This is a genomic window from Dongia sp. P2_B8 (assembly GCF_056404715.1).
On the sequence record NZ_JBFUDM010000009.1, the window covers coordinates 316967 to 338160 of the forward strand.

Genomic DNA, 21194 nt, shown 5'->3' on the forward strand with positions numbered 1-21194 from the left:
CCGGAGCAGCGTGCGATCAGGCGGTATCGGTGCGGTTCTGTTCGCATTCTTTGCCATCGCCTATCCCATCCTGGTCTATCTCGGCCGTGACCGGGTTCCTCTCTTTGTCTTCGTGTCCGGGGCCTGCTGCCTACTGTTGCTGCGCGCCTTTCTCGTGCCGGGCGGCAGTGTGGCTTTGTTTCGGCTGCCGCTGCTCATTGCTGCACTGACGATCGGCGCGCTGGGTTTGATCGACGCTGCGACCGCGGCCAAGGCCTATCCGGCCGTGCTCAGCGGCCTTGTTGCGGCCTTGTTTGCGAACTCGCTGCGCCAGCCACCCAGCTTGGTAGAACGTTTTGCCCGCATCAAGGATCCGCAATTGACACGGGCCGGGCAGAGCTATTGCCGCAAGGTAACCGGCGTATGGACGATCTGGCTGCTTGCCAATGCGCTCATTGCGGCTGTGCTGGCGGTTTGGGCGAGCATCGGCTTGTGGACATTGTGGACGGGGCTCATTTCCTATCTGGTGATGGGGACCCTGTTCCTGGGCGAGATCATTTTGCGCCCGGCGCTGTTGCGGTATTTCGCGCCAGAGCCGAACTCATGAACATGGTCTCTGTTGCGACTCTGCTGACCAACGCCAGCGACCTTGGCCGAGTGATCGCCATTGCGGGTGGGAAGACTGTCACGCTTGCACAGTTGCGGCGTGACGTCGCGGCAAATGCCGAACGCCTGGCCGGTACCGGATGCCGCCGCGGCCTGCTGGTCACGACCGATACCTATTGGGCCATGGTCGGCCTGCTGGCGCTGTTCCAGATCGGCGCTGATGTGATCCTGCCGCAGAATGCGACAGCAGGCGGACTGATGGCGATCCGGGACCATTGGGATCTACTAGTCTGCGACCATCTGCCGGAAGGACAGTCGCAGGCCTTCTTGCTGATGGATGGTGCCACGGGTAGTTGGAACCTGCAGGATATCGATGCGACGGCCTGCCGCCTCAATCTCTTCACCTCGGGATCAACTGGTATACCCAAGGCAGTGCACAAAACACTCGCGGTCATGGAGCGAGAGGCGACCGCCGTTGAGTCGATTATCGGCCGCAACATACCGAAGCATGCGCGGGTCGTCGGCACGGTCACCCATCAACATCTCTTTGGTCTCAGCTACAAGCTGTTCTGGCCGCTCTGCAGCGGGCGCTGCATTGATGGTGCGATCTACGATCTGTGGGAGAGTTTGCTCGGGCGGGACCTCAAAGACGCCGTGATCGTCACAAGCCCGGCGCATCTCACGCGGTTGGCGCTGCAGGAAAGCTTGCCATCGGATCAGAGGCCGTCCGCGATTTTGTCTGCGGGTGCCTTTCTGCCTTTGCAGGCCAGTACTGTTGCTGCGAGAATTTTTGGCAAGGCCATCTGTGAAATCTACGGCAGTACGGAGACTGGCACGATTGCCTGGCGGGAACGTGCCGACGTCGATCTGCCCTGGCAGCCTATGCCGGATGTGTCGGTCAGCCGTGGGCCCGACGGTGAAATTCACGTGCGCTCGCCATTCCTGCCTGATGAGGCGACATTTGCCGGGGACGATATCATCGATATTGTAGGAGGTGGTGGCTTCCGACTGATGGGGCGCACCGACCGTACTGCCAAGATCGATGGCAAGCGTGTGAGTTTGCCGGAGGTAGAAGCGCAACTCTGTGCCTTGCCGTTGGTATCTGCAGCAGCCGTGTTGGCATTGCCAGGCACCCAGGAGGTACTTGCAGCCGCGATCGTGCCGAGCGCTCTTGGCTGGCAGGAATTGGCCAGAATCGGAACCTTCCGCTTTGGGCGTTTGTTGCGCCAGAAACTGGCTCGGACGCAAGAGGCTGCAGGTCGGCCGCGCCGCTGGCGCTTCGTCGATGCCTTACCTAGGAATGATATGGGCAAGATTGTGCAGCAGGACCTTATCAATCTGTTCACAAACGAACGCCAATCAACCGAGCCCGATCTCCGTGCCATCCGGCATGAGGGCGACACGGTCGAGCTCGATCTCTACAACCGGGCCGATCTGCAGCAGCTGAATGGCCATTTCCCGAACATGCCCATTGTACCCGGCGTTGCGCAGATCGATTGGGTCGTGAAGCTGGCGGCGCGTCATCTTGGTCTGCCCATTGAGGCGGCGACAAACTTCCAGGTGAAATTTCACCGGCTGACCCTGCCGGACACGCTCGTCACCCTGAAGCTGACCTACGATGCCGCGCGACAACGATTGAGCTTTGCTTATCATCAAGGAACGCAGGTGCTGACCTCTGGCATGATCAGGATGTCGGCATCGTGATAAGTACTTTTCGACCCTGCGCCATCGTGCCCAGCCACAATCATGCGCGCGCCGTTCCTGCCATTGTTGCGACGCTTGTTGCACAAGGTCTGCCAATCTTTGTGATCGATGATGGCAGCGATGCAGCGACACGTGCTGCATTGGCGGCTCTCGCCAATCCGGGCAAGGGCGTGCAGGTGGCGCGGCTGGATCCCAATCAGGGAAAGGGCGGGGCAGTCGGTCACGGTTTTCAACTAGCGATGGCTGCGGGCTATACGCATGCGTTGCAGATCGACGCCGACGGCCAGCACGATATTGCAGAAGCGCCACGTCTGTTGCAGCTTGCCCGCGACCATCCGGCTTCCCTGGTCACCGGTATTCCGGTCTATGACCGCTCCGTGCCGCTCGGCCGCGCCGTCGGTCGCTACGCCACGCATATCTGGGTCTGGATCGAGACGCTATCCCTGCAAATTCGCGACAGTATGTGTGGTTTTCGTGTTTACCCCTTGGGTGCCGTGGCGGATCTCTATGCGGCCGGCGAGACCATTGGCCGACGGATGGATTTTGACACGGAGATCATGGTGCGCCTGTTCTGGCGTGGTGTTCCTGTGATCGAACATCCGGTGGCGGTGACTTATCCCAAGGGCAACATCTCCAATTTCGACCTGTGGCGTGACAATCTGCGCATCACGGCAATGCATACGCGATTGTTCTTCGGCATGCTCAGGCGCGTGCCCGCAATCCTGCGCAACAGGCGCGGTCGGCCACTTCACTGGGCTTGGCTCACGGAACGCGGTGCCTATTGGGGATTGCGCGTCTGGACTGCAATCTACCGGCTGTTGGGGCGGCGGGCCTGCCTCGCTCTCATGGCCCCCGTCGTTGGTTACTTTTACCTGACTGGATCGGCGCAACGTCAAGCGTCACGGGACTTTCTGTCTCGCGCCTACACCATGCGCCCGGATCCGCGCTGGCAACCGACCTTCCGCAATGGCCTGAAGCATTTCATGTCCTTTGCCGGTCGCGCCCTCGACACCTTCATTGGCTGGACCGGCGATATGCCACCCGACCTGATCAGGCCCGGCAAGGTCGCGGATCTAGAGATAGCCGAGCGTGATCCGCGCGGTGCCTTGTTCATCATAGCCCATGTCGGCAATGTCGATCTCGCGCGGGCCTTGCTCGATGCGGAAACCCGGCAGCGCCTGCTGGTGCTGGTCCACACGCGCCATGCCGAGAACTACAATCGCCTGCTGCGGGAATATCGGCCGGAAGCGGCGGTCAATGTGCGGCAGGTGACAGATCTGGGGCCGGAAGCGGCAGTTGATCTCAAGGAACGGGTGGAGCGGGGCAGCTGGGTGGTGATGGCCGGTGACCGGGTGCCGGTCAAGAGTGAGCGGGTCGTCCAACTCCCTTTTCTTGGGAGCGAGGCACCTTTCTCCCAGGGTCCCTATATCCTGGCATCGCTGCTCGAATGTCCGGTCTACACCCTGTTTTGCGTACGGCGGGGCGACCATTTCGTTCTGGATGTGGAAAAGCTCGCGGACCATGTCCTGCTGCCCCGGGGGGCGCGTGAGGCTGCGGTGCGGCATTATGCCGGAATATTTACCGCACGTCTGGAACGCTACGCCCTGCAAGATCCTTTGCAATGGTACAATTTCTTCGACTTCTGGAATCCGGGTGACAAGGAATCCCGTTCATGATTTCTGCCGAGACAATTATCGTGGCGCAGTTCTATGACGTCGACCCTATGCAGGTCGTTTGGCATGGCAATTACGTGCGCTATTTTGAACAGGCGCGTGGCATCCTGCTGGACAAGATCAACTATAACTACCCGGAAATGGAACGGTCAGGCTATGTGTGGCCAATCGTGGACATGCGCATCAAGTTCGTGCGCCCGGTGCGTTATCAACAGAAGCTGCGGGTCGAAGCGACCCTGGTCGAGTATGAAAACCGCCTGAAGATCAACTATGTCTGCCGCGATGCCGAAAGCAGCGAGGTCCTGACCAAGGCGTATACCATCCAGGTAGCAGTGTCGGTAGGTAGCCAGGAACTCCACCTGGAATCGCCGGCCATCTTCCTGGAAAAAGTGAAGCGGGTCCTATGCGCAGCCGATTGATCTGTTTCGCCTTCCTTCTCGTTGCGTTGCTTCCGGCAACATACGCCCTTGCCGAAGGCATCTCGGCACTCAAACCCGGGGACGTGTTGCGCGGGCGCTTTGTGCAGGAGCGCTTTCTGCAGGGATTTGCCAATCCCTTGAAGAGCGAGGGCACGTTCATCCTGGCGCCGGGGCAGGGGCTGATCTGGCGCGCGGAGAAGCCCTTCGCTGTTACCACCGTGATGACGCGGACCGGCCTCACGCAACAAAGCGATGGTGCCACCACACTCAACCTGCCGGCCAGTCGCGCGCCTTTTATGGCCGGGCTCTATGACATGCTGAGCGGCGCCATGGCTGGCGATTGGCAGGCCCTGGAACAGGATTTTACGGTGGTGAAGGCCGAGAGCGACGGCGGCTGGTCTCTGCAACTAACGCCGACAAAGAAGGCGCCCAACGATGCCATGCCGATAACGGAGATCAAGATCTCCGGTAAGGCTTATGTCGAGCATGTGGAGATCATGAAGCAAGGTGGCGATCACGACACGCTCACCTTCCTGGATCAGAAGCCGAGCGCGGACCCGTTGGGGGCTGATGAGGTGCAATTGCTCCAATCGACCGGGCAGCCATGATCGCACGTCCCAAATCATTCTGGCTCGCCATGGGGTGGCTTGGCCTGGTGTTGCTCAGCGCGGGTTATCTTGGGCTCCAGGCGCTACACGGCATACCTTTCCGCACAGACCTCTTGTCGCTACTGCCAGCTGACGCTGCCGCAGCTGATCAGCACCGCATCAGCCAGCGGCTGACGGAGTCCGTCTCGCGGCAGTTCGTATTGTTGGTTGGGCATTCCGATCGCGCGGTAGCTCGGTCGGCCGCGGTACAGCTTGAGAGCGCTCTAACCGATGGTGGCATGGCCACGATGAACGCCACCGATCCCGCCGCGGTCAAGGCCATGGGCAGCTTCTATCTGCCCTTTGCCCATGGCCTGCTGGCGCCGGAGGATCAGGCGTTGCTGACGGCGGGGAAGGGCGACCTGATCGCTAAGCGCGCCTTGGCACAGATTTATGGTGTCGGCAGTTTTGCCGATGCGCGCCTGCTCGGCATCGATCCCTTTCTACTGTTTCCGAATTTTCTGGCACATCTGCCGGCGCCGCTGTCGCGTCTCGTCCCGGATGAAGGCCGGTTGACGACGGAAGCGGACGGCAAGACCTGGATTTTGGTCGCTGGCCAAGTCCGCGATGACCCCTATGCGCTGGAACCGCAAGAGCGCTTCACGACACTCATCGATGATGAAGTCGCGGCGCTGTCGGCCAAGGCGCCGGGCCTGGAAGTCAAACGTACCGGCGCCATCTTCTTTGCACGTGAGGGTGCAAAATCGGGCATCCAGGAAACATCGACCCTGGGCACGATTGCCATGGTCGGCACGCTGGTCATGCTGATCGGTGCCTTTTGCCGGATGGGACCGCTGCTGATGAACCTGATGGCGGTGGCCATCGGTATTGGTGCAGGGCTTGCAGCCAATCTATTGCTCTTCGGCGAAATACATATTGCGACCTTGCTGTTCGGCGTCGGCCTCACCGGTGTCGCGGTCGATTACGGCATTCATTATTCCGCGAGCGTGTTCGATCCTGAGGGGCCATCGCCCTGGCAGCGCCTCCATCATGTCCTGCCTGGAATTACACTGGGTCTTCTCACGACGTTGATCGGCTATGCGATCCTGCTGCTGGCACCATTTCCAGCCTTGCGACAGGTAGCGATATTCTCGATCGCCGGTTTGACCGCGTCGTTTCTGACGGTCGTGTTCTGGTTTCCTTGGCTCGATCGTGGCCGTCCGCCAGCCTATGGTCCGACATTGCTGCGCTTGGCCGGTCATTTCTGGCACATCTGGGAAGACCCACGCTTGCGACGTTTATGCTGGGTGAGCCTTGCTGTTCTGGCCGGGTTGGCGGTCTTGGGCCTCTCCCGCCTGTCGATCGACGACAATGTTCGGCGCATGCAATCTTTGTCGCCAGATCTATTGGCGCAGCAGGCCGGTATCCAGCGCCTCGCGGGTACCAGCGGCACACTGCAGTTCCTGCTGATCGACGCCACCGACGATGAGGCCGCTCTGCAGCAGGGTGAAGCCGTTGCGCCGATCCTGCGGCGTGCCGTAGAGGACGGCATGCTGGCGGCCTATCGCGGACCTTCCGATTTCGTGCCGTCCCTGGCGCGACAGAGGGCCGACCGCGCGCTGATACAGCAGGCACTCAATGAACCCTATCTCATGGCTCATTTAGCTCAACTCGGCTTGCAGAAGATCGACGCTACGGCGGGTGCGGCGGATCTGACACTCCACGATGCGCTCCAATCCGGCGCGCTACCCTTCTTGCAGGAATGGGTGCTGGCACCGGGGCAGCATGTGATAGCTCTTGATGATGTCAAGGATGTGGCGGCGCTTCGCTTGGCATTGGCTGGCGTTGACGGGGTGCGTGTTTTGGATCCGGCAGGCGATTTTACCGAGCGTCTTGGCACCTATCGTCATCGGGCTTTATGGCTGATCGGACTCTCGGCGCTGCTTATGGTGATCCCGCTCGGTTGGCGCTATGGCGTCAAAGGTGGGTTGATCGTCCTGGTGCCGCCGGTTGCCGCTCTCATCCTGGCACCGGCCCTGATCGCGCTGACCGGCGAGGGGATCAGCTTCTTTCATGTCATGGGCCTCATTCTGGTGCTGGCGATCGGCGTCGACTATGCGACCTTCTGCGCCGAAAGCGACCAGGCGCACCGGCCGGTCACCATGCTGGCAGTCCTCCTCGACATGGCGACGACCTTGCTTTCCTTCGGTGTGCTGGCCTTCAGCAGTGTCTTTGCCGTGCATGCCTTCGGGCTGACCATGCTGCTCGGCATATCGATCGCCTTCCTGCTGGCGCCAATTGCCGGCAACGTCAATCCGCGGAAGAGGCACGCGGCATGAAGCTACTTGCCCTTATAGCGACAGCGCTGCTTGCACTAGCCGGCTGTGCTGCGGTACCGGTAGATGACACGGCCAATCTGCCGTATTTCGCGCCGGATCGTCTGTTGAACCTGCCGCAGCCGGGCGATATCGGCCGGTCGGTCGAGACGTCGCAGATGATCACCGTACATCACGATGGCGATGTATTTGCCTTTGAAGGTCATATCAGCGTGACGTCGGAACGGTTCTACCTGGTTGGGGTCGATGGCATCGGACGGCGCGCGATGAGCGTCACCTGGGACAAATCTGGCAAGATCGTGGCTGAGCGCGCTGATTGGCTGCCGCCGGCCGTGCGGCCTGGATCGATGCTGGCGGACATCGTCCTTTTATACTGGCCGGCAGATGTTCTGCGACCGATCCTGGATAAGGCCGATGCAACCCTTCTGGACAATGGAAATGCGCGGTCAATCATGGTTGACGGCCAGGAAATCATCCATGTCGACTATCTGGCAGGTGGACCGCAGGCATGGACCGGCCGGCTGCATTACCGCAACGCTGCCTGGGGTTATGAGATTGATGTTCAATCGGCTGAGGCAACACCATGACCGGGTTGCGCCTGGGGCTTCCAGCGATGGGTCTGGTGACACCACTCGGTGCCGGCAAGGCAGCCGTATCGGAAAAGCTGTTTGCCGGGTCGCGCGCTGGATTGGCAACGCAGATGGATATTCTACCGGACCGTAAGGCTTATGTTGGGCGCGTCGCGGAAGCTTTGCCAAGTTTGCCGGACGGCATGGCGCGCTACACGTCGCGGAACAACCAGATGATGTTGCTGGCTCTGCAGGAAATCGCCGCAGAGATTGCTGTTGCGCGGAAACGCTATGGCGCCGACCGCATTGCGGTTATTCTGGGCACCAGCACATCGGGGATCGCCGAGGGCGAAGCGGCTTTCGCACAGCGTCATCGCGAAGGCAGTTGGCGGAAGGATTTCGACTATCGGCAGCAGGAACTTGGCAGCTTTGCCGAATTTGCTGCCAAAGCGCTTCACCTTACCGGTCCGGCCTACACAATTGCCACGGCTTGTTCATCCAGCGCCAAGGTTTTTGCGAGCGCGCGGCGGCTGATGCTGGCAGGGCTATGTGACGCGGCCATTGTTGGCGGTGCCGACACGCTGTGCGGCACGACCCTTAACGGCTTTGCGTCTCTCGATGCGATGTCGCGTGGTCTCTGCAATCCCTTTAGCGTCCATCGTGATGGGATCAATATCGGCGAAGGTGCCGCGGCCTTTCTGCTGACCCAGGAAACGGCCGATGTCGCCTTGCTGGGATATGGCGAAAGCTCCGATGCGCATCACCTCAGCGCGCCAGATCCTGCTGGCAAGGGCGCCTACGCCGCCATGTCGGCTGCCTTGGCACAGGCTGGTCTGAGCCCATCCGACATCGCCTATATCAACCTCCATGGTACCGCGACGCCACTCAATGATTCCATGGAGGGCCTCGCCGTTCATGAACTCTTTGGCAGCGGTCTTGCCTGCAGTTCGACCAAGGCGATGACGGGCCATATGCTGGGTGCCGCTGGCGCCTGCGAAGCTGCGTTCCTATGGCTGACTCTGCATCCGGCGCATGGGCCCGGCACCTTGCCGCCGCATCTCTGGGACGGTGCCGCCGATCCTGCCATTCCGGCCCTCAATCTCGTTCATGCCGGGACGCCGGTGCCGGCTGGCAACCGCCTGGCCATGATGAGCAATTCCTTTGCATTCGGTGGCAGCAACATGGCGCTTATTCTGGGGCAAGGGGAGCGGTGATGCAGCCTTGCCCGCATCCGATCGAGGCCCTGTTGCCCCATGCTCACCCAATGATCCTGCTGGACCGGGTGACCGGCTGGAAGGTTGGGGTGATTGAGACCGCACTGACCGTTCGCGCCAATTCGCCTTTTTTTGAGCCGGGGCGCGGTATAGCTGCGCATGTCGCGATCGAATGGATGGCGCAGACCTGCGGCGCCTATGTCGGCCTTGAGGCCCTGGTCCTCGGTAAGCCAGTCCGGATCGGTTTTCTGCTGGGGACGCGCAATTTTGCTGCCGACCATGCTTGGTTCCGCGAAAATGAACCGGTTTCGGTCCGGGCGGAGCTGGTATTCCAGGATGGCGAAACGGGGGTATTCGATTGTACGGTGCGGTGCCGCGACAGTTTTGCGGCGAAGGCGCAACTTACCCTGCACCAACCGGTCGACCTTGCGGCCGTGCTGGCCGCGCAAGGGATCAGACTGGGGACCGAAAGCTGACTGATGACTAGGACCATTCTTGTGACCGGGGCCAGCAAGGGCATCGGCCGCGCCATCGCCGAGAAACTGGCTGCCGACGGATTTGCCGTCGTGGTGCATTACGGCCGCGACACCGCCGGTGCCGAGGCGACGCTTGCCGCCATAGAGTCGAAGGGTGGGTCGGGCCGGTTGATGAGCTTCGATCTTAGGGACCGTGACGGCGCGCGTGCCATTTTGGAAGCGGACATGGAGGTGCATGGTGCTTACTGGGGTATCGTCCTCAATGCGGGCATCGCACGTGATGCTGCGTTTCCGGCGATGACCGATGAAGAGTGGGACGATGTCCTCGATACCGATCTCGGTGGCTTCTACAATGTTGTACGCCCGACGGTGATGCCGATGGTGTCGGCGCGCAAGGGTGGCCGCATCGTGACAATCGCCTCTGTCTCGGGCATTGCCGGCAATCGCGGGCAGGTCAACTATAGTGCGGCAAAGGCCGGTATCATCGGTGCCACCAAGGCTCTGGCGATCGAACTCGCCAAGCGCAACATCACAGTGAATTGTGTGGCGCCGGGCGTCATCGAGACGCAAATGGTGGCTGCGCTGCCGATGGAGGAAGTTCTGAAGATGATCCCGATGCGCCGGGCCGGGCAGCCGGATGATGTGGCCGCCGCGGTATCCTATCTCTGCTCCGAAGGCGCCGGCTATGTCACCCGCCAAGTGTTGTCCGTAAATGGCGGGATGATCTGATGCGCCGCGTGGTTGTCACAGGGATGGGCGGTATCACCGCGCTGGGCAACAGCTGGCCGGAAATCCGAGCCCGCATGGAGCGGGGTGAAACAGCCATCCGATACATGCCGGATTGGGAACGCTTCACGGGTATCAACACGCGCCTGGCCGCTCCCATTGTTGGTTTCGTGCCGGACGAGCGTTACCCGCGCAAGAAGACCCGGACGATGGGGCCGGTCGCCAAGATGGCAGTCAGGGCCACCGAAATGGCTCTGGAGGATGCTGGCATGCTCGGCGATCCGACGCTGAAAAATGGCCGCACAGGCATTTCCTTTGGTTCCTCTTTCGGCAGCCCGGGGCCGGTCGTTGCCTTTGCCGAGCTGATGAAGGACGGTCATTCCAAAACGCTCAATGCCACCAGCTATATTCAGATGATGAGCCACACGGCGGCTGTCAATATCGGCTTGTTCTTCGGCATTACCGGTCGGGTCATCCCGACCTCCAGTGCCTGCACGTCTGGCAGCCAGGGCATTGGCTATGCCTATGAGTCCATCAAGTGGAACAAGGCCGACGTGATGGTGGCGGGTGGTGCCGATGAACTCGATGTCACCGAATCTGCTGTCTTCGACACGCTCTATGCCACCAGCACAAAGAACGACCGGCCAGAGACGACACCGCGACCCTATGACCGCGACCGCGACGGGTTGGTGATCGGCGAGGGTGCCGTGACCTTGATCCTGGAAGAGCGCGAACGCGCCATCGCGCGCGGCGCCAAGATCCATGCTGAAATCCTGGGCTTTGCCTGCAATGCCGATGGCAATCACGTGACACAGCCCCAGGCCAGCACCATGCAGGTGGCGCTACGCGAGGCGTTGAGCGATGCCGGCCTGCCGGCGAGCGCCGTCGGCTTTGTGAGTGGCCACGGTACCGCAACGGAATGGGGCGACATTGCCGAGACCGAAGCGACCAATGCTGTGATGGGCGCCAGGGCACCGATTCACTCCTTGAAATCCTATTTCGGACATTCTCTTGGAGCGTGTGGTGCCATGGAAGCATGGCTCGGCATCGAGATGATGCGCGATCAATGGTTTGCCCCGACCGCCAATCTCGTAAATATCGACCCGCGTTGTGCCGAACTCGACTACCTGATGGGTGCCGGGCGGCAGCTCGATATCGAGCATCTGATGTCGAATAACTTTGCCTTTGGCGGCATCAACACATCGCTGATCCTCAAAAGAGTCTAGGGACCGAGCAGCATGGCTTGGGAGCTGATCGATACCGCTCATGTCCCGGAAGGGGACCTCGAGCTTTACCGCAAAGATGATGTCTTCATGATTCGCGCCAACGGGCTCGAATTGATGAACGGGCTCGGCCATCAATCGGAAGTCGCTTTTGGTGAGATGGCCGTAAAGATCTCCGGCAAAGCAGACCCGAACATCCTGCTGGGCGGCCTTGGTCTTGGCTATACCCTGGCCGCCACGGCACGGGAATTGGGCGGCTCCGGCCATGTCACGGTGGCCGAACTCTCGCCGGCGGTGATCTCCTGGTTCGACCGCTATGTCGCGGCCAGCGTGCTGCCGCAGCGGCCGCCCAATGTAACCATCGTCGCCGCCGACATTGGTGAGATGGTGCAGGCAGAGACAGGGCCGCTCTATGATGTCATCGCGCTGGATGTGGACAATGGCCCTGAAGCGCTTGTTTCGCCCCGGAATGCGCAGCTTTACGGGCCAACWGGTCTATACAAGCTGGGTGCCCGGCTGACATCCGGCGGGGTGATTCTGCTCTGGTCCGCCTTCGAATCCCCGGACTTCGTTGCCATGGCCCAAGGGCAGGGGTTTTCGGTCACCTGCAAGACCCTGGCCAGCGTGGGGCGGGCAGATTTGTTCCATTACGCCTACTGCCTGCGCAGGAACTGAACGGCGCGATTGAAGCAGCGGCTATTTTTTCTGCCGCGCCATTTTGGGAAGATCCTTCAGCAGCTCGAAGTTCTTGGCGGAGAGCGCCTTGATCGCTGGAAGCCTGTCCGAGAGCTTCGCTGACAGCGCCACCCGATTGCGCCAGACAGCGAGGATCTTGTCGTCTTCCTCGGGTTTGGACATGAAGTCCGCCAACGGCGTGACCAGCCCTTCAGCAACGGAATCGACACCGAAGCTGTCCGACATGATGCCATGCCCTTTGACACTATAGCCGATGACGAAGGTGGCGATCCCCGAGGACAGACCGGCGATGGCGACATGCATGCGTTCGGCGACAACCATCACGCATTGCCCGACAATGGCTTTGTATTCGTTGCTGGTAAGGAATCCCCTGGCCAGTCGCACGCGAGGATCGAAATCGAGGCGGCGCATGAGGTCGTCAGCAGGGATAAGGTCGTTGTTGTCGGGATTGGGATCCTCGACATGCGGTATCAGCAGGAGCTGCGCGTCCGTTTCGGCCAGCAAGCGACGCATCATTCTTTCAAGTGCCGCAAGATGGCTGGTACCGTCGGTGGAAGCGAAATTGGCGATACCGCCACTGACTGAGACGGCGATGATGGGGCGGGTGAGATCGATGCCGAAGGACCGCAGCATCTTCTTTGCAAGGTCCGCCTCGGCAGGCTCAAGCAGAAAAGCCGTATCCGCGGTCAAGTGAACCTGCTGGGGCGGCAAGCCGAGATCATCGACGACATACTTGTAGCTGGCACTTTCGCGGACAGTGATCAACGCGCAGTCACGGGCCACCGACAGGAAACTTTCGGCATGTTCAGCTTGCCGGAATGGGCCGATGGACTGACCGAGCATTGCAACGGGCACACCGGCATCGATCAGTTTGCGTATCGGCAGAAGATATTGGCGCGGCGAACCATAATCCGAGCTCATATTGTCACCACCCGACACGACGGCGAGGTCATAGCTGGCCAAGGTCTGTTCGATAGCGGTGAGCGTCTTCATGCGTTTGCCGGCAAGTGCGCGTATCACCGGGGCAAACCGGCCGGCTTTCTGAAGCAGCCGACTCCGCAGGCCGGAGAAGGGGTCTGGAATGCAGCCGATGTCGCGTTTTTTCAAAAATGGCCGATTGACCATGACGTCACGGGTGAAGACATCGATTTGCGCGCCCGGGAAGGTTTTGCGCAGCTGGGACGTTTTCGAGGCGACCAGGGCGTCGACCCCCCGATTCGTCATCCCGGTAACCATGCAAATCAGAATTTTCACTATTATCTCCATACTCTCAACAAATTAGCCAAATATCGGTCAGATCGCCGGCAAGAGCGTCCTGCGCGCGGCTATGCTGCACTGCGGCAAGATTACCGCGTGCGCGCCATAAAACAAGGCAAGTGTCTAAGATTATCGGCTTGGGCCTGCGCCGAGGGTGCCGCGTCTAAAAGACATCAATGAAAACGTATGGATCCCTATGCACAAATACCCTCAAATCCGCGTTAGAGCGAGGCACCTCACGGGCCGAACCGGCGAAGAGCTTTTTTTGCCAGCCATTTGATTTTTGCGATCATCCGTTGGCGGTAAGGGCGTTGCTGCGCCTGTCGATACCGGTGCACCACGGGGGTAATCGCCGTTTGAAATTCGGCCAGTTCGCCCGCAGCCTTCGCCGAGGCAAACGCCCTGTTCGAGAGTTGGGCGATCTCCTGCCGTAGATTGTAAACGCGCCGTCGACTGGGGTCGGGTGCCAGCACGGGTTGGACACGCTTCTTTGGTATCCAGACACCGGCGGATTGCCGCGTCATCAACCGGTGCGCCAATCCCTCGCGGCGGTGCCGCAGGCCGGAGAATTGGCTTTGGGCGATCGCATCGGGAGAGATCGGTTCGAACGAGAGCGCGCCCCGCGCCATGCCCTCTTCAACAATTGCACCAAGGCGCGCGTTGCGAGTCACCACGACATTCGTTCCCCGGGGATCATCGACATAGCCCGGCAGCCATGCGTCCCCAATGGCAATGTCGGCGCACTCGGCCAGAACATCATCGCAATACTCGCAGGCCGGATTTTTGAAGAGGCCTTCTCCCCAATCCTTGCCGTCAGTTTCAGACATGGGATGGACTTCCGTGACGTCTTCCCTGGTTTCCGCCTTCCGATACGTCATGCTGAAGCCGTATGAAGACGCAGGACGGTCCGGCAGCTTATGGCGGAAGTCGATCACGGTAAGCTGGCCCGGATGCGTTCCCTTCTGCCATGCGAGGTACTCTGCAAAAAAGCGGCTCTTCAAATGCCCACAGACCAAGCCAATCAAATAGGGCGTCCGGTCGAGAGGAAACAGCCCCTGCATCTGCATCAGACGAACGGCCTTGACGAAGCAGGGCAGGCCGACGATGGCGAACCGTTGCTCACTTGTCGCAACCAACTGAAGCAGCTCCGACATTTCGACGGGATAGTATCGCGATTTCGCTCCGCTCTGTACGGATTCCGTATCGTAGGAAACCGTATAGCGAAACAGAAGATCGTCTGGTTTTGCTTCCGGGTTGGCCGATACGTGTATGATCGCGTCGACCTCGCCCGTGCGCAGCAATTCCACGAGCAGCCAGGAAACGAGCCCGCCCGAGCCACCATCCTCCCTGAAATTGCCCTCTTTGACATGGCCTGCCAGGCATTTTTCGTATCGGCCGATTTGACTGTGTGCTGGCAGGTGAGGATAAAGCTCTGCCGCGATCTGGTCCTCCGACAAGCCATCACCGGACATAGGGCATACGCGCTCAACGGGGTATGCTGTTTCCGACAGACCCTGGCGCGCAGCGCGCCACATGCCCTCGTCATTCATTTTCATGGAAAAATGCTCTGGGTCGACAAAGGCACAGGTCCCACAGCCGATGCAGTAGCCGCCGCCGATCACACGGTCAATTTGAGACACAGTCTCCACAGCGGTCTCGGGCATTGGTTATCCTCTCGTTTCCGGCACGACCAAGCCGTGTTTCTGTTTGAGGCAAGTGCCACAGATGCCGGCATCAGCCGAAATGCCAAGGCGCACATTGAGTGGCTTCGAGAAGAAAGACAGGAAGGCGAGAAACCGCCCGCCGGTCTGATCATTCTTCCATTTTGTTTCGGTGCTAGACGCCTGGTCCGGGCGTCTATTCTTTCGGATTCTTGCGAGCGTAAATACGATCTACCTCTAATAAGATTGGCCGGACCTATCGGTGATCAGTTGCCCAGCCTTCACGGCAATATTTAAGGAGGGGCAGAAGACCATATCCGCTGTCCGCTGCCCTGATACTTGTGGGGTCGGATCTGTGACTTAACGGAGGCATTTGCTCATCCATGTCTTCAAGCGACGATCCTTTGACGCCGCTGGTCGCGTCGAGGTGAATGGCCTTGGAAGCTTGCCGGCGCCGCCAGATAGTTTCTCCGGCATCCCGTCACGAACTGAGCGCCCGGGGAATCCTCGTCGGCTGCAATCAGAGCCATTGGCGGCGAGAATCGGCACGCTGAAGGAGAGAGCTGGGCGAAAGCGGGCCCTATGCCACGCGATCGCGCTGACAGGCGGCGCTGCCGGGCTTGCCCGCATCCGGCATGTTCTAATGCATGCGAAAAAGACCTAAGCCAATTTCGCTAACTACATCATTTTGTTTGGGAAAATGGTGCCGTCGAGAGGAATCGAACCTCCGACCCCGTCCTTACCAAGGACGTGCTCTACCCCTGAGCTACGACGGCGCCTAAGCTTTTGACCAGCGGGCTTGGGTGAGGCCCGTTGAAGCGGCGCGGAACATGCCAGAAGGCGTTTGCGATGGCAAGGGTTGTGAACGGCGCGCCGAGGGCCCCTGAAACCACCTTGGCCTGGCCGCATTTTGGCCGTAATTAAATGGTGTCAATTCAGTACCTTGAGGCCGTTTGAGAGAGGGTAGACGAGAATGAGTGCGGGGGAGAAGAAGGCGCCGAATCCGACGGCGCCGGGTAAGTCGGCAGCAGATGACAAAGCCCAGCGTCGGGCCGAGGCGCTGCGGGCCAATTTGAAGCGGCGCAAGACCCAGCAGCGCGACCGCGCCGAGACCGGAAAGAGCCCGGCTGACGGGGAATAGCAGGTACGCTAGTCCTTGAGGCCTGGATGGCCTTCCGATACAAACGGCGCGATTGGGGCAGCCAGAACGAGTCAGCCAAAACGAGTCAGTCTGGCAGCCGCCGAAATCGTTAATAAGCAATATTTCCATCGAGGGTCGAGGGGACCAGCCGCCACATGTCGATTATGCCAGATACCTGGATCCGCGAAATGTCGCAAAAGCACGGCATGATCGAACCGTTCGTCGAGAGCCAGAAGCGCGATGGCGTCATTTCTTATGGCGTCTCGTCTTATGGTTACGATGCGCGCGTCTCGCCGGAATTCAAGATCTTCACCAATGTCGATTCAGCCGTCGTTGATCCAAAGCAGTTCAATCCGAAAAGCTTCGTCGATCGCGAAGCCGACGTCTGTATCATCCCGCCCAATTCCTTTGCCCTCGCACGCACGGTCGAGTTCTTCCGCGTGCCGCGTGACGTGCTGGTGATCTGCCTTGGCAAATCGACCTATGCGCGCTGCGGCATCATCGTCAACGTGACACCGCTCGAGCCGGAATGGGAAGGCCATGTCACATTAGAATTCTCCAACACCACGCCGCTGCCGGCGAAGATCTATGCCAATGAAGGCGCCTGCCAGTTCCTGTTCCTGAAGGGCGCCTCGCCGTGCGAGACGTCGTACAAGGACCGTGCCGGCAAATATATGGGCCAGCGCGGCGTGACGCTGCCGCGGCTTTAAGAAGAGAAGATCGGAAAGTAAGTTATGGATCGCATTCGTATTCGCGGCGGCAACGCCCTCAAGGGCGAAATCAAGATCAGTGGCGCGAAGAATGCGGCCTTGCCGCTGATGTGCACCTGCCTGCTGACCGATGACGAGGTGCGCCTCGACAATGTGCCGGATCTGGCTGACATCACCACCATGAGCAATCTGCTGGCGCATCTGGGTGTCGAGGTAACGACCCGCCAGTCGCTGAAGGATCGTTCGGTGATTTTCTCAGCCAAGGGCCTCACCGAAACCACGGCTCCCTACGATCTGGTGCGTAAGATGCGCGCGAGTGTGCTGGTGCTGGGGCCTCTGGTCGCACGCCATGGCCAGGCCAAGGTCTCGCTGCCCGGCGGCTGCGCCATCGGCACGCGCCCGGTCGATCTGCACATCAAGGGCCTGCAGCAGATGGGCGCCGAGATCGAGCTCGATTCCGGCTACATCATCGCCAAGGCGCCAGGCGGTCTCAAGGGCGGTGAGGTAACGTTCCCGAAAGTCTCGGTCGGCGCTACCGAGAACCTGCTGATGGCAGCGACGCTGGCCAAGGGCGAAACGCATCTCATCAACGCTGCCCGCGAACCGGAGATAGCCGATCTCGCCAACTGCCTGAAAGCCATGGGTGCCCAGATCGAGGGCATCGGCACCGATCATCTGGTCATCAAGGGTGTCGAGAAGCTGCATGGCTGCACGCATAGCGTCGTTGCTGACCGGATCGAAGCCGGCACCTATGCCATGGCGGCGGCGATCACCGGTGGCGAGATCGAACTCATCGGCCTCCATCATGACCTCATTGGCGCCGCTGCCTCGACCTTGACGCAGGCTGGTGTTTCGCTGACCGAGACACCGCGCGGCCTGCTGGTGAAGCGCGCAAATGGCGCGCTCAACGGCGTCGATGTCATGACCGAACCGTTTCCCGGATTCCCGACCGACCTCCAGGCACAGATGATGGCACTGGTGACGATCGCGGACGGCGCGTCGATGATCACCGAGACGATTTTTGAGAACCGCTTCATGCACGTGCCGGAATTGGCCCGCATGGGTGCCAGCATCAATGTCCATGGCTCGTCGGCCATGGTGCGCGGGGTCAAGAAATTGACCGGCGCCCCAGTCATGGCAACCGACCTCCGTGCCAGCGTATCGCTGGTGCTGGCAGGCCTGGTGGCGGAGGGCGATACCTTCCTCAACCGCGTCTATCATCTCGACCGCGGCTATGAGAAGCTGACGACGAAATTGTCCAATTGTGGGGCCGAAATCGAGCGTCTGTCCGACGCGGCGGCGGAGTAGGGGCATGGCGAAACCGGGACCGGCGACCGACATGCGGCTGATGGCCAAGGATGCCGACGATCTGGCCGTCATTGCCGCTTGCCTGCAGGATGCGCTCGTGCCGATTTCCGAGGTGCAGTATCTGACAGGCGAGCAGCGTTTCATCATGCTGCTCAATCGCTTCCGCTGGGAACGGCAGCCGGCCGGCCGGCATACGCCGGCGACCGCCAAGATGGAGGGAACGGACGCCAGCTTTCACGACGCAGACGATTATTTCGATACGGAGCAGCGCATTCATTGCGGCCTCTGTGTCGACAAGGTGACGGCCGTCCGCAGCCGCGGCGTCGATCTCAAGCAACGCGGCAAGTTCCTGTCGCTTTTGACCATGCAGGTGGACGGCCAGAACCTCAATCTGCTGTTTTCCGGCGGTGGAGTCATCCAGTTGACGGTTTCGGAACTGAGCGTCTTCCTGAGCGATATGGGTGAAGGCTGGCCGACGCAATGGCGGCCTGATCACGACCGTGAGGCAGCTGGTGCAGCCAAGGGGCGGGAATGAGCGAGGTCTTTGTCCTGGCCCTGCCCAAGGGACGCATCCTCAAGGAAGTCCTGCCGGTTCTCAAAAAGGCTGGAATCGAGCCGGAAGCCGAATTCGCCGACGAGAACTCGCGGGCACTGCGCTTCCGCACCAATGATCCGAAGCTTGAGATCATCCGCGTACGCAGTTTCGATGTGGCAACCTTCGTTGCCTTCGGTGCCGCGCAATTGGGTGTTGCTGGCAACGACGTGCTGCTTGAATTCGACTATCCGGAAATCTATGCGCCGGTCGATCTCGGTATTGGCCATTGCCGACTGTCCGTTGCGGAACCAGCCGATCTGTCGGCGACCGATGATCCCAGCCGCTGGTCGCATATCCGCGTTGCCACCAAGTACCCCAATATCACGCAGAGCCATTTTGCCGCACGTGGCGTTCAGGCCGAATGCATCAAGCTTTCTGGCGCCATGGAATTGGCGCCGACCTTGGGTCTCTGCCGGCGCATTGTCGACCTGGTCTCCAGTGGCGCGACACTGAAGGCCAACAATCTGGTCGAAATTGAGCGCATCGCCGATGTCACGTCGCGCCTCATCGTCAACCGGACCGCCATGAAAACCTATCCCCGCGAGATCGGCGATTGGGTCGAGCGGCTGCGTCTGGCCGCGGCCTGATCGCCTGCTGGACCGGATACAGCGCCCATGACCGCAGATACCGGCCCCAACTCCGACAAGACACCGGCGGAAGGCAGAACCGGCCGGCTGGTCCGGATCGACCTCGATGAACAATCAACGGCACGCCGCACGCCGGAAGTCGAGCGCGAGCGGGCTGTGGCGATTTTCGATCTGCTGGAGGAGAACGAGTTCCAGCCAGCAATCGACCATGGCGGCCCCTATCACCTGTCGCTGTCTATCGAGGAAAACCGGCTGGTCTTCGATATCAAGGACGATTGCGACGCACCGCTCTACAAATTCATCCTGTCACTGTCGCCCTTCCGTCGCATCGTCAAAGAATATTTCGATATCTGCGGCAGCTATTACCAGGCGATCAAGTCCGCCTCGCCCTCGCAGATCGAGGCGATCGATATGGGGCGGCGTGGCCTCCATAATGAAGGGTCGGAAATCCTGCGCGAACGGCTCGCCGGCAAGGTCGAGGTCGATTTCAATACCGCACGTCGGCTATTCACGCTGATCTGTGCGCTTCACGTCAAGATGTGAGGCTGCATGCAGCAGGGTCTTCCCGGCAGCGTGCTCTTCTGTTGCACCTATAATTCCGTGCGGTCACCAATGGCCGAAGCCATCATGAAATATCTCCATGGCACGCGCGTGTTCATCGATTCCGTGGGCGTTCGCGCACAGGACGTAGACGGGTTTGTCGTGGCGGTGATGGATGAGATTGGCATCGATGTCACCAAGCATCGCTCGAAGACATTTGACGATCTCGAGGATGAATCATTCGACCTCATCATCTCGCTCTCGCCGGAAGCGCAACACAAGGCGGTGGACATGACCCGCACCATGGCGTGTGATGTCGAATTCTGGAACACCATGGATCCGACCATCGTCGAAGGCAGCCGCGAGGATCGTCTGGAAGCCTATCGGACCGTGCGCGACGGCTTGATGAAACGCATCCGTGACCGCTTCCCCCTGCAAGGCGCCCCGCAGATCTAGCTGTCGCGCCAGAATATCCAGTTTTTATAGCGCCTTAGCTGCGGCCGCGCCGCAATTGAGCTTTGGCCCGATTTCAGTATGATCCGGCCGAATTTACAAAGGATCCTGTTTTGACCAATTCCGGCGCCCAGGCGCCTTTCTCGGGGCGCCTATCATGAGGTTGCCTTTCATTCTGGCGTCGGCTTCGCCGCGGCGGCTCGACCTTCTGGGACAGATCGGCCTGCAGCCCGATGCTGTCGACGCGCCTCATATCGATGAGGCTGCCTTGCCGCGCGAATTGCCGGCAGCCTATGCCAAGCGCATCGCCAGCGAGAAGCTGGCGGCGGTCGCGTCGCGTCATCCGGGTGCCTTCGTGCTGGCGGCCGATACCGTCGTTGCGGTCGGCCGCCGCATCCTGCCCAAGGCGGAAGATGCCGGGACGGCGCGCCAGTGCCTGGAACTGCTCTCCGGCCGCCGCCACAAGGTCGTGGGTGGCATTGCCATTGCGGCTGCCGACGGGCGGCATGCCGTCCGCGTGGTCACCACCAACGTCATCTTCAAGCGCTTGGATGCTGTCGAGATTGAACGTTATGTGGCGGGCGGCGAATGGCATGGCAAGGCGGGCGGTTATGCCGTCCAGGGCCACGCAGCAGCTTTCATCCCGGCGATCAGCGGTTCCTATAGCAACGTGGTCGGCCTCAGCTTGAGCGATACCTATGCCATGCTGACTGGCCTCGGTTTCAGGTTATGAC

22 protein-coding genes and 1 tRNA gene are annotated in these 21194 nt (G+C 60.3%); 20 read left to right on the top strand and 3 right to left on the bottom strand.

Features of this window, described 5'->3' with window-relative positions:
- Positions 1-10 precede the first annotated feature (10 nt).
- Genes AC1DWZ_RS22485 through AC1DWZ_RS22540 form a run of 12 tightly spaced genes read left to right on the top strand, consistent with a single transcriptional unit; the run spans position 11 to position 12187 of the window.
- Positions 11-586: a COG4648 family protein gene (locus AC1DWZ_RS22485; protein ID WP_477171188.1), complete on the top strand. Its 576-nt coding sequence runs from the start codon at positions 11-13 to the stop codon at positions 584-586.
- On the top strand, positions 583-2289 hold the full coding sequence (locus AC1DWZ_RS22490; protein ID WP_477171189.1) for an ApeI family dehydratase: 1707 nt from the start codon (positions 583-585) through the stop codon (positions 2287-2289). The genes AC1DWZ_RS22485 and AC1DWZ_RS22490 overlap by 4 nt, the downstream gene beginning before the upstream one ends.
- Positions 2286-3965 (top strand): glycosyltransferase family 2 protein, encoded by a 1680-nt coding sequence (locus tag AC1DWZ_RS22495; RefSeq protein WP_477171190.1) that lies wholly within the window; start codon positions 2286-2288, stop codon positions 3963-3965. The genes AC1DWZ_RS22490 and AC1DWZ_RS22495 overlap by 4 nt, the downstream gene beginning before the upstream one ends.
- Positions 3962-4381 (top strand): acyl-CoA thioesterase, encoded by a 420-nt coding sequence (locus AC1DWZ_RS22500; protein ID WP_477171191.1) that lies wholly within the window; start codon positions 3962-3964, stop codon positions 4379-4381. Before AC1DWZ_RS22495 ends, AC1DWZ_RS22500 begins: the two co-directional genes overlap by 4 nt.
- On the top strand, positions 4366-4989 hold the full coding sequence (locus tag AC1DWZ_RS22505) for a LolA family protein (protein ID WP_477171192.1): 624 nt from the start codon (positions 4366-4368) through the stop codon (positions 4987-4989). Before AC1DWZ_RS22500 ends, AC1DWZ_RS22505 begins: the two co-directional genes overlap by 16 nt.
- A complete protein-coding gene (locus AC1DWZ_RS22510; protein ID WP_477171193.1) occupies positions 4986-7307 on the top strand; it encodes an MMPL family transporter in 2322 nt (773 codons plus the stop codon). The genes AC1DWZ_RS22505 and AC1DWZ_RS22510 overlap by 4 nt, the downstream gene beginning before the upstream one ends.
- The gene (locus AC1DWZ_RS22515; protein ID WP_477171194.1) at positions 7304-7891 is read left to right on the top strand and encodes a DUF3261 domain-containing protein; all 588 of its coding nucleotides are present in this window, start codon (positions 7304-7306) and stop codon (positions 7889-7891) included. The genes AC1DWZ_RS22510 and AC1DWZ_RS22515 overlap by 4 nt, the downstream gene beginning before the upstream one ends.
- On the top strand, positions 7888-9087 hold the full coding sequence (locus tag AC1DWZ_RS22520; protein ID WP_477171195.1) for a beta-ketoacyl-[acyl-carrier-protein] synthase family protein: 1200 nt from the start codon (positions 7888-7890) through the stop codon (positions 9085-9087). The genes AC1DWZ_RS22515 and AC1DWZ_RS22520 overlap by 4 nt, the downstream gene beginning before the upstream one ends.
- Positions 9087-9563 carry a hotdog family protein gene (locus AC1DWZ_RS22525; protein ID WP_477171196.1) on the top strand — a complete coding sequence of 159 codons (477 nt, stop codon included), beginning with the start codon at positions 9087-9089 and terminating at the stop codon, positions 9561-9563. The genes AC1DWZ_RS22520 and AC1DWZ_RS22525 overlap by 1 nt, the downstream gene beginning before the upstream one ends.
- 3 nt (positions 9564-9566) lie before the next feature.
- Positions 9567-10292, top strand: coding sequence for a 3-ketoacyl-ACP reductase FabG2 (locus tag AC1DWZ_RS22530; protein WP_477171197.1), 726 nt, complete (start codon positions 9567-9569; stop codon positions 10290-10292).
- Complete coding sequence (locus AC1DWZ_RS22535) at positions 10292-11515, top strand: beta-ketoacyl-ACP synthase (RefSeq protein WP_477171198.1); 1224 nt, start codon at positions 10292-10294, stop codon at positions 11513-11515. Before AC1DWZ_RS22530 ends, AC1DWZ_RS22535 begins: the two co-directional genes overlap by 1 nt.
- Positions 11516-11527: 12 nt before the next feature.
- Positions 11528-12187, top strand: a complete 660-nt coding sequence (locus AC1DWZ_RS22540) for a hypothetical protein (protein WP_477171199.1) — start codon at positions 11528-11530, stop codon at positions 12185-12187.
- 21 nt (positions 12188-12208) lie between these two features.
- On the opposite strand, the gene AC1DWZ_RS22545 is transcribed toward AC1DWZ_RS22540, so the two are convergent.
- The 3 genes from AC1DWZ_RS22545 to AC1DWZ_RS22555 all read right to left on the bottom strand — a co-directional run bounded on the left by AC1DWZ_RS22545 (position 12209) and on the right by AC1DWZ_RS22555 (position 15902).
- The gene (locus tag AC1DWZ_RS22545) at positions 12209-13432 is read right to left on the bottom strand and encodes a polysaccharide pyruvyl transferase family protein (protein WP_477171200.1); all 1224 of its coding nucleotides are present in this window, start codon (positions 13430-13432) and stop codon (positions 12209-12211) included.
- A 269-nt stretch (positions 13433-13701) separates the two neighbouring features.
- Entirely contained in the window at positions 13702-15129 is a 1428-nt protein-coding gene (locus AC1DWZ_RS22550) for a Coenzyme F420 hydrogenase/dehydrogenase, beta subunit C-terminal domain (RefSeq protein ID WP_477171201.1), read from the bottom strand.
- Between the two features lie 698 nt (positions 15130-15827).
- Positions 15828-15902 (bottom strand) — tRNA-Thr (locus AC1DWZ_RS22555).
- Positions 15903-16099: 197 nt separating this feature from the next.
- On the opposite strand from AC1DWZ_RS22555, the gene AC1DWZ_RS22560 reads away from it, so the two are divergent.
- From AC1DWZ_RS22560 to AC1DWZ_RS22595, 8 genes are all read left to right on the top strand, one after another.
- Entirely contained in the window at positions 16100-16267 is a 168-nt protein-coding gene (locus AC1DWZ_RS22560; RefSeq protein WP_477171202.1) for a hypothetical protein, read from the top strand.
- Positions 16268-16422: 155 nt separating this feature from the next.
- Entirely contained in the window at positions 16423-16977 is a 555-nt protein-coding gene (gene dcd / locus AC1DWZ_RS22565; RefSeq protein ID WP_477171203.1) for a dCTP deaminase, read from the top strand.
- Between the two features lie 24 nt (positions 16978-17001).
- Complete coding sequence (gene murA, locus AC1DWZ_RS22570; protein ID WP_477171204.1) at positions 17002-18285, top strand: UDP-N-acetylglucosamine 1-carboxyvinyltransferase; 1284 nt, start codon at positions 17002-17004, stop codon at positions 18283-18285.
- 4 nt (positions 18286-18289) lie between these two features.
- Complete coding sequence (locus AC1DWZ_RS22575; protein WP_477171205.1) at positions 18290-18820, top strand: DUF2948 family protein; 531 nt, start codon at positions 18290-18292, stop codon at positions 18818-18820.
- On the top strand, positions 18817-19467 hold the full coding sequence (gene hisG, locus AC1DWZ_RS22580; protein ID WP_477171206.1) for an ATP phosphoribosyltransferase: 651 nt from the start codon (positions 18817-18819) through the stop codon (positions 19465-19467). Before AC1DWZ_RS22575 ends, hisG begins: the two co-directional genes overlap by 4 nt.
- A gap of 27 nt (positions 19468-19494) precedes the next feature.
- Positions 19495-20010: a UPF0262 family protein gene (locus AC1DWZ_RS22585; RefSeq protein ID WP_477171207.1), complete on the top strand. Its 516-nt coding sequence runs from the start codon at positions 19495-19497 to the stop codon at positions 20008-20010.
- Between the two features lie 6 nt (positions 20011-20016).
- The gene (locus tag AC1DWZ_RS22590) at positions 20017-20463 is read left to right on the top strand and encodes an arsenate reductase ArsC (RefSeq protein WP_477171208.1); all 447 of its coding nucleotides are present in this window, start codon (positions 20017-20019) and stop codon (positions 20461-20463) included.
- A 154-nt stretch (positions 20464-20617) separates the two neighbouring features.
- Positions 20618-21193 carry a Maf family protein gene (locus AC1DWZ_RS22595; protein WP_477171209.1) on the top strand — a complete coding sequence of 192 codons (576 nt, stop codon included), beginning with the start codon at positions 20618-20620 and terminating at the stop codon, positions 21191-21193.
- The last annotated feature ends 1 nt before the right edge of the window (position 21194 follow it).

Bases quoted from the DNA above. Each gene is read 5' to 3' on its own strand.
- AC1DWZ_RS22545 (WP_477171200.1), bottom strand. From the start codon at position 13,432: ATGACGAATCGGGGGGTCGACGCCCTGGTCGCCTCGAAAACGTCCCAG.
- AC1DWZ_RS22560 (WP_477171202.1), top strand. From the start codon at position 16,100: ATGAGTGCGGGGGAGAAGAAGGCGCCGAATCCGACGGCGCCGGGTAAG.
- AC1DWZ_RS22585 (WP_477171207.1), top strand. From the start codon at position 19,495: ATGACCGCAGATACCGGCCCCAACTCCGACAAGACACCGGCGGAAGGC.
- AC1DWZ_RS22515 (WP_477171194.1), top strand. From the start codon at position 7,304: ATGAAGCTACTTGCCCTTATAGCGACAGCGCTGCTTGCACTAGCCGGC.
- murA (WP_477171204.1), top strand. From the start codon at position 17,002: ATGGATCGCATTCGTATTCGCGGCGGCAACGCCCTCAAGGGCGAAATC.
- dcd (WP_477171203.1), top strand. From the start codon at position 16,423: ATGTCGATTATGCCAGATACCTGGATCCGCGAAATGTCGCAAAAGCAC.
- AC1DWZ_RS22530 (WP_477171197.1), top strand. From the start codon at position 9,567: ATGACTAGGACCATTCTTGTGACCGGGGCCAGCAAGGGCATCGGCCGC.
- AC1DWZ_RS22500 (WP_477171191.1), top strand. From the start codon at position 3,962: ATGATTTCTGCCGAGACAATTATCGTGGCGCAGTTCTATGACGTCGAC.
- AC1DWZ_RS22595 (WP_477171209.1), top strand. From the start codon at position 20,618: ATGAGGTTGCCTTTCATTCTGGCGTCGGCTTCGCCGCGGCGGCTCGAC.
- AC1DWZ_RS22505 (WP_477171192.1), top strand. From the start codon at position 4,366: ATGCGCAGCCGATTGATCTGTTTCGCCTTCCTTCTCGTTGCGTTGCTT.
- AC1DWZ_RS22510 (WP_477171193.1), top strand. From the start codon at position 4,986: ATGATCGCACGTCCCAAATCATTCTGGCTCGCCATGGGGTGGCTTGGC.
- AC1DWZ_RS22525 (WP_477171196.1), top strand. From the start codon at position 9,087: ATGCAGCCTTGCCCGCATCCGATCGAGGCCCTGTTGCCCCATGCTCAC.
- AC1DWZ_RS22535 (WP_477171198.1), top strand. From the start codon at position 10,292: ATGCGCCGCGTGGTTGTCACAGGGATGGGCGGTATCACCGCGCTGGGC.
- AC1DWZ_RS22590 (WP_477171208.1), top strand. From the start codon at position 20,017: ATGCAGCAGGGTCTTCCCGGCAGCGTGCTCTTCTGTTGCACCTATAAT.
- AC1DWZ_RS22490 (WP_477171189.1), top strand. From the start codon at position 583: ATGAACATGGTCTCTGTTGCGACTCTGCTGACCAACGCCAGCGACCTT.
- hisG (WP_477171206.1), top strand. From the start codon at position 18,817: ATGAGCGAGGTCTTTGTCCTGGCCCTGCCCAAGGGACGCATCCTCAAG.
- AC1DWZ_RS22520 (WP_477171195.1), top strand. From the start codon at position 7,888: ATGACCGGGTTGCGCCTGGGGCTTCCAGCGATGGGTCTGGTGACACCA.
- AC1DWZ_RS22550 (WP_477171201.1), bottom strand. From the start codon at position 15,129: ATGCCCGAGACCGCTGTGGAGACTGTGTCTCAAATTGACCGTGTGATC.
- AC1DWZ_RS22575 (WP_477171205.1), top strand. From the start codon at position 18,290: ATGGCGAAACCGGGACCGGCGACCGACATGCGGCTGATGGCCAAGGAT.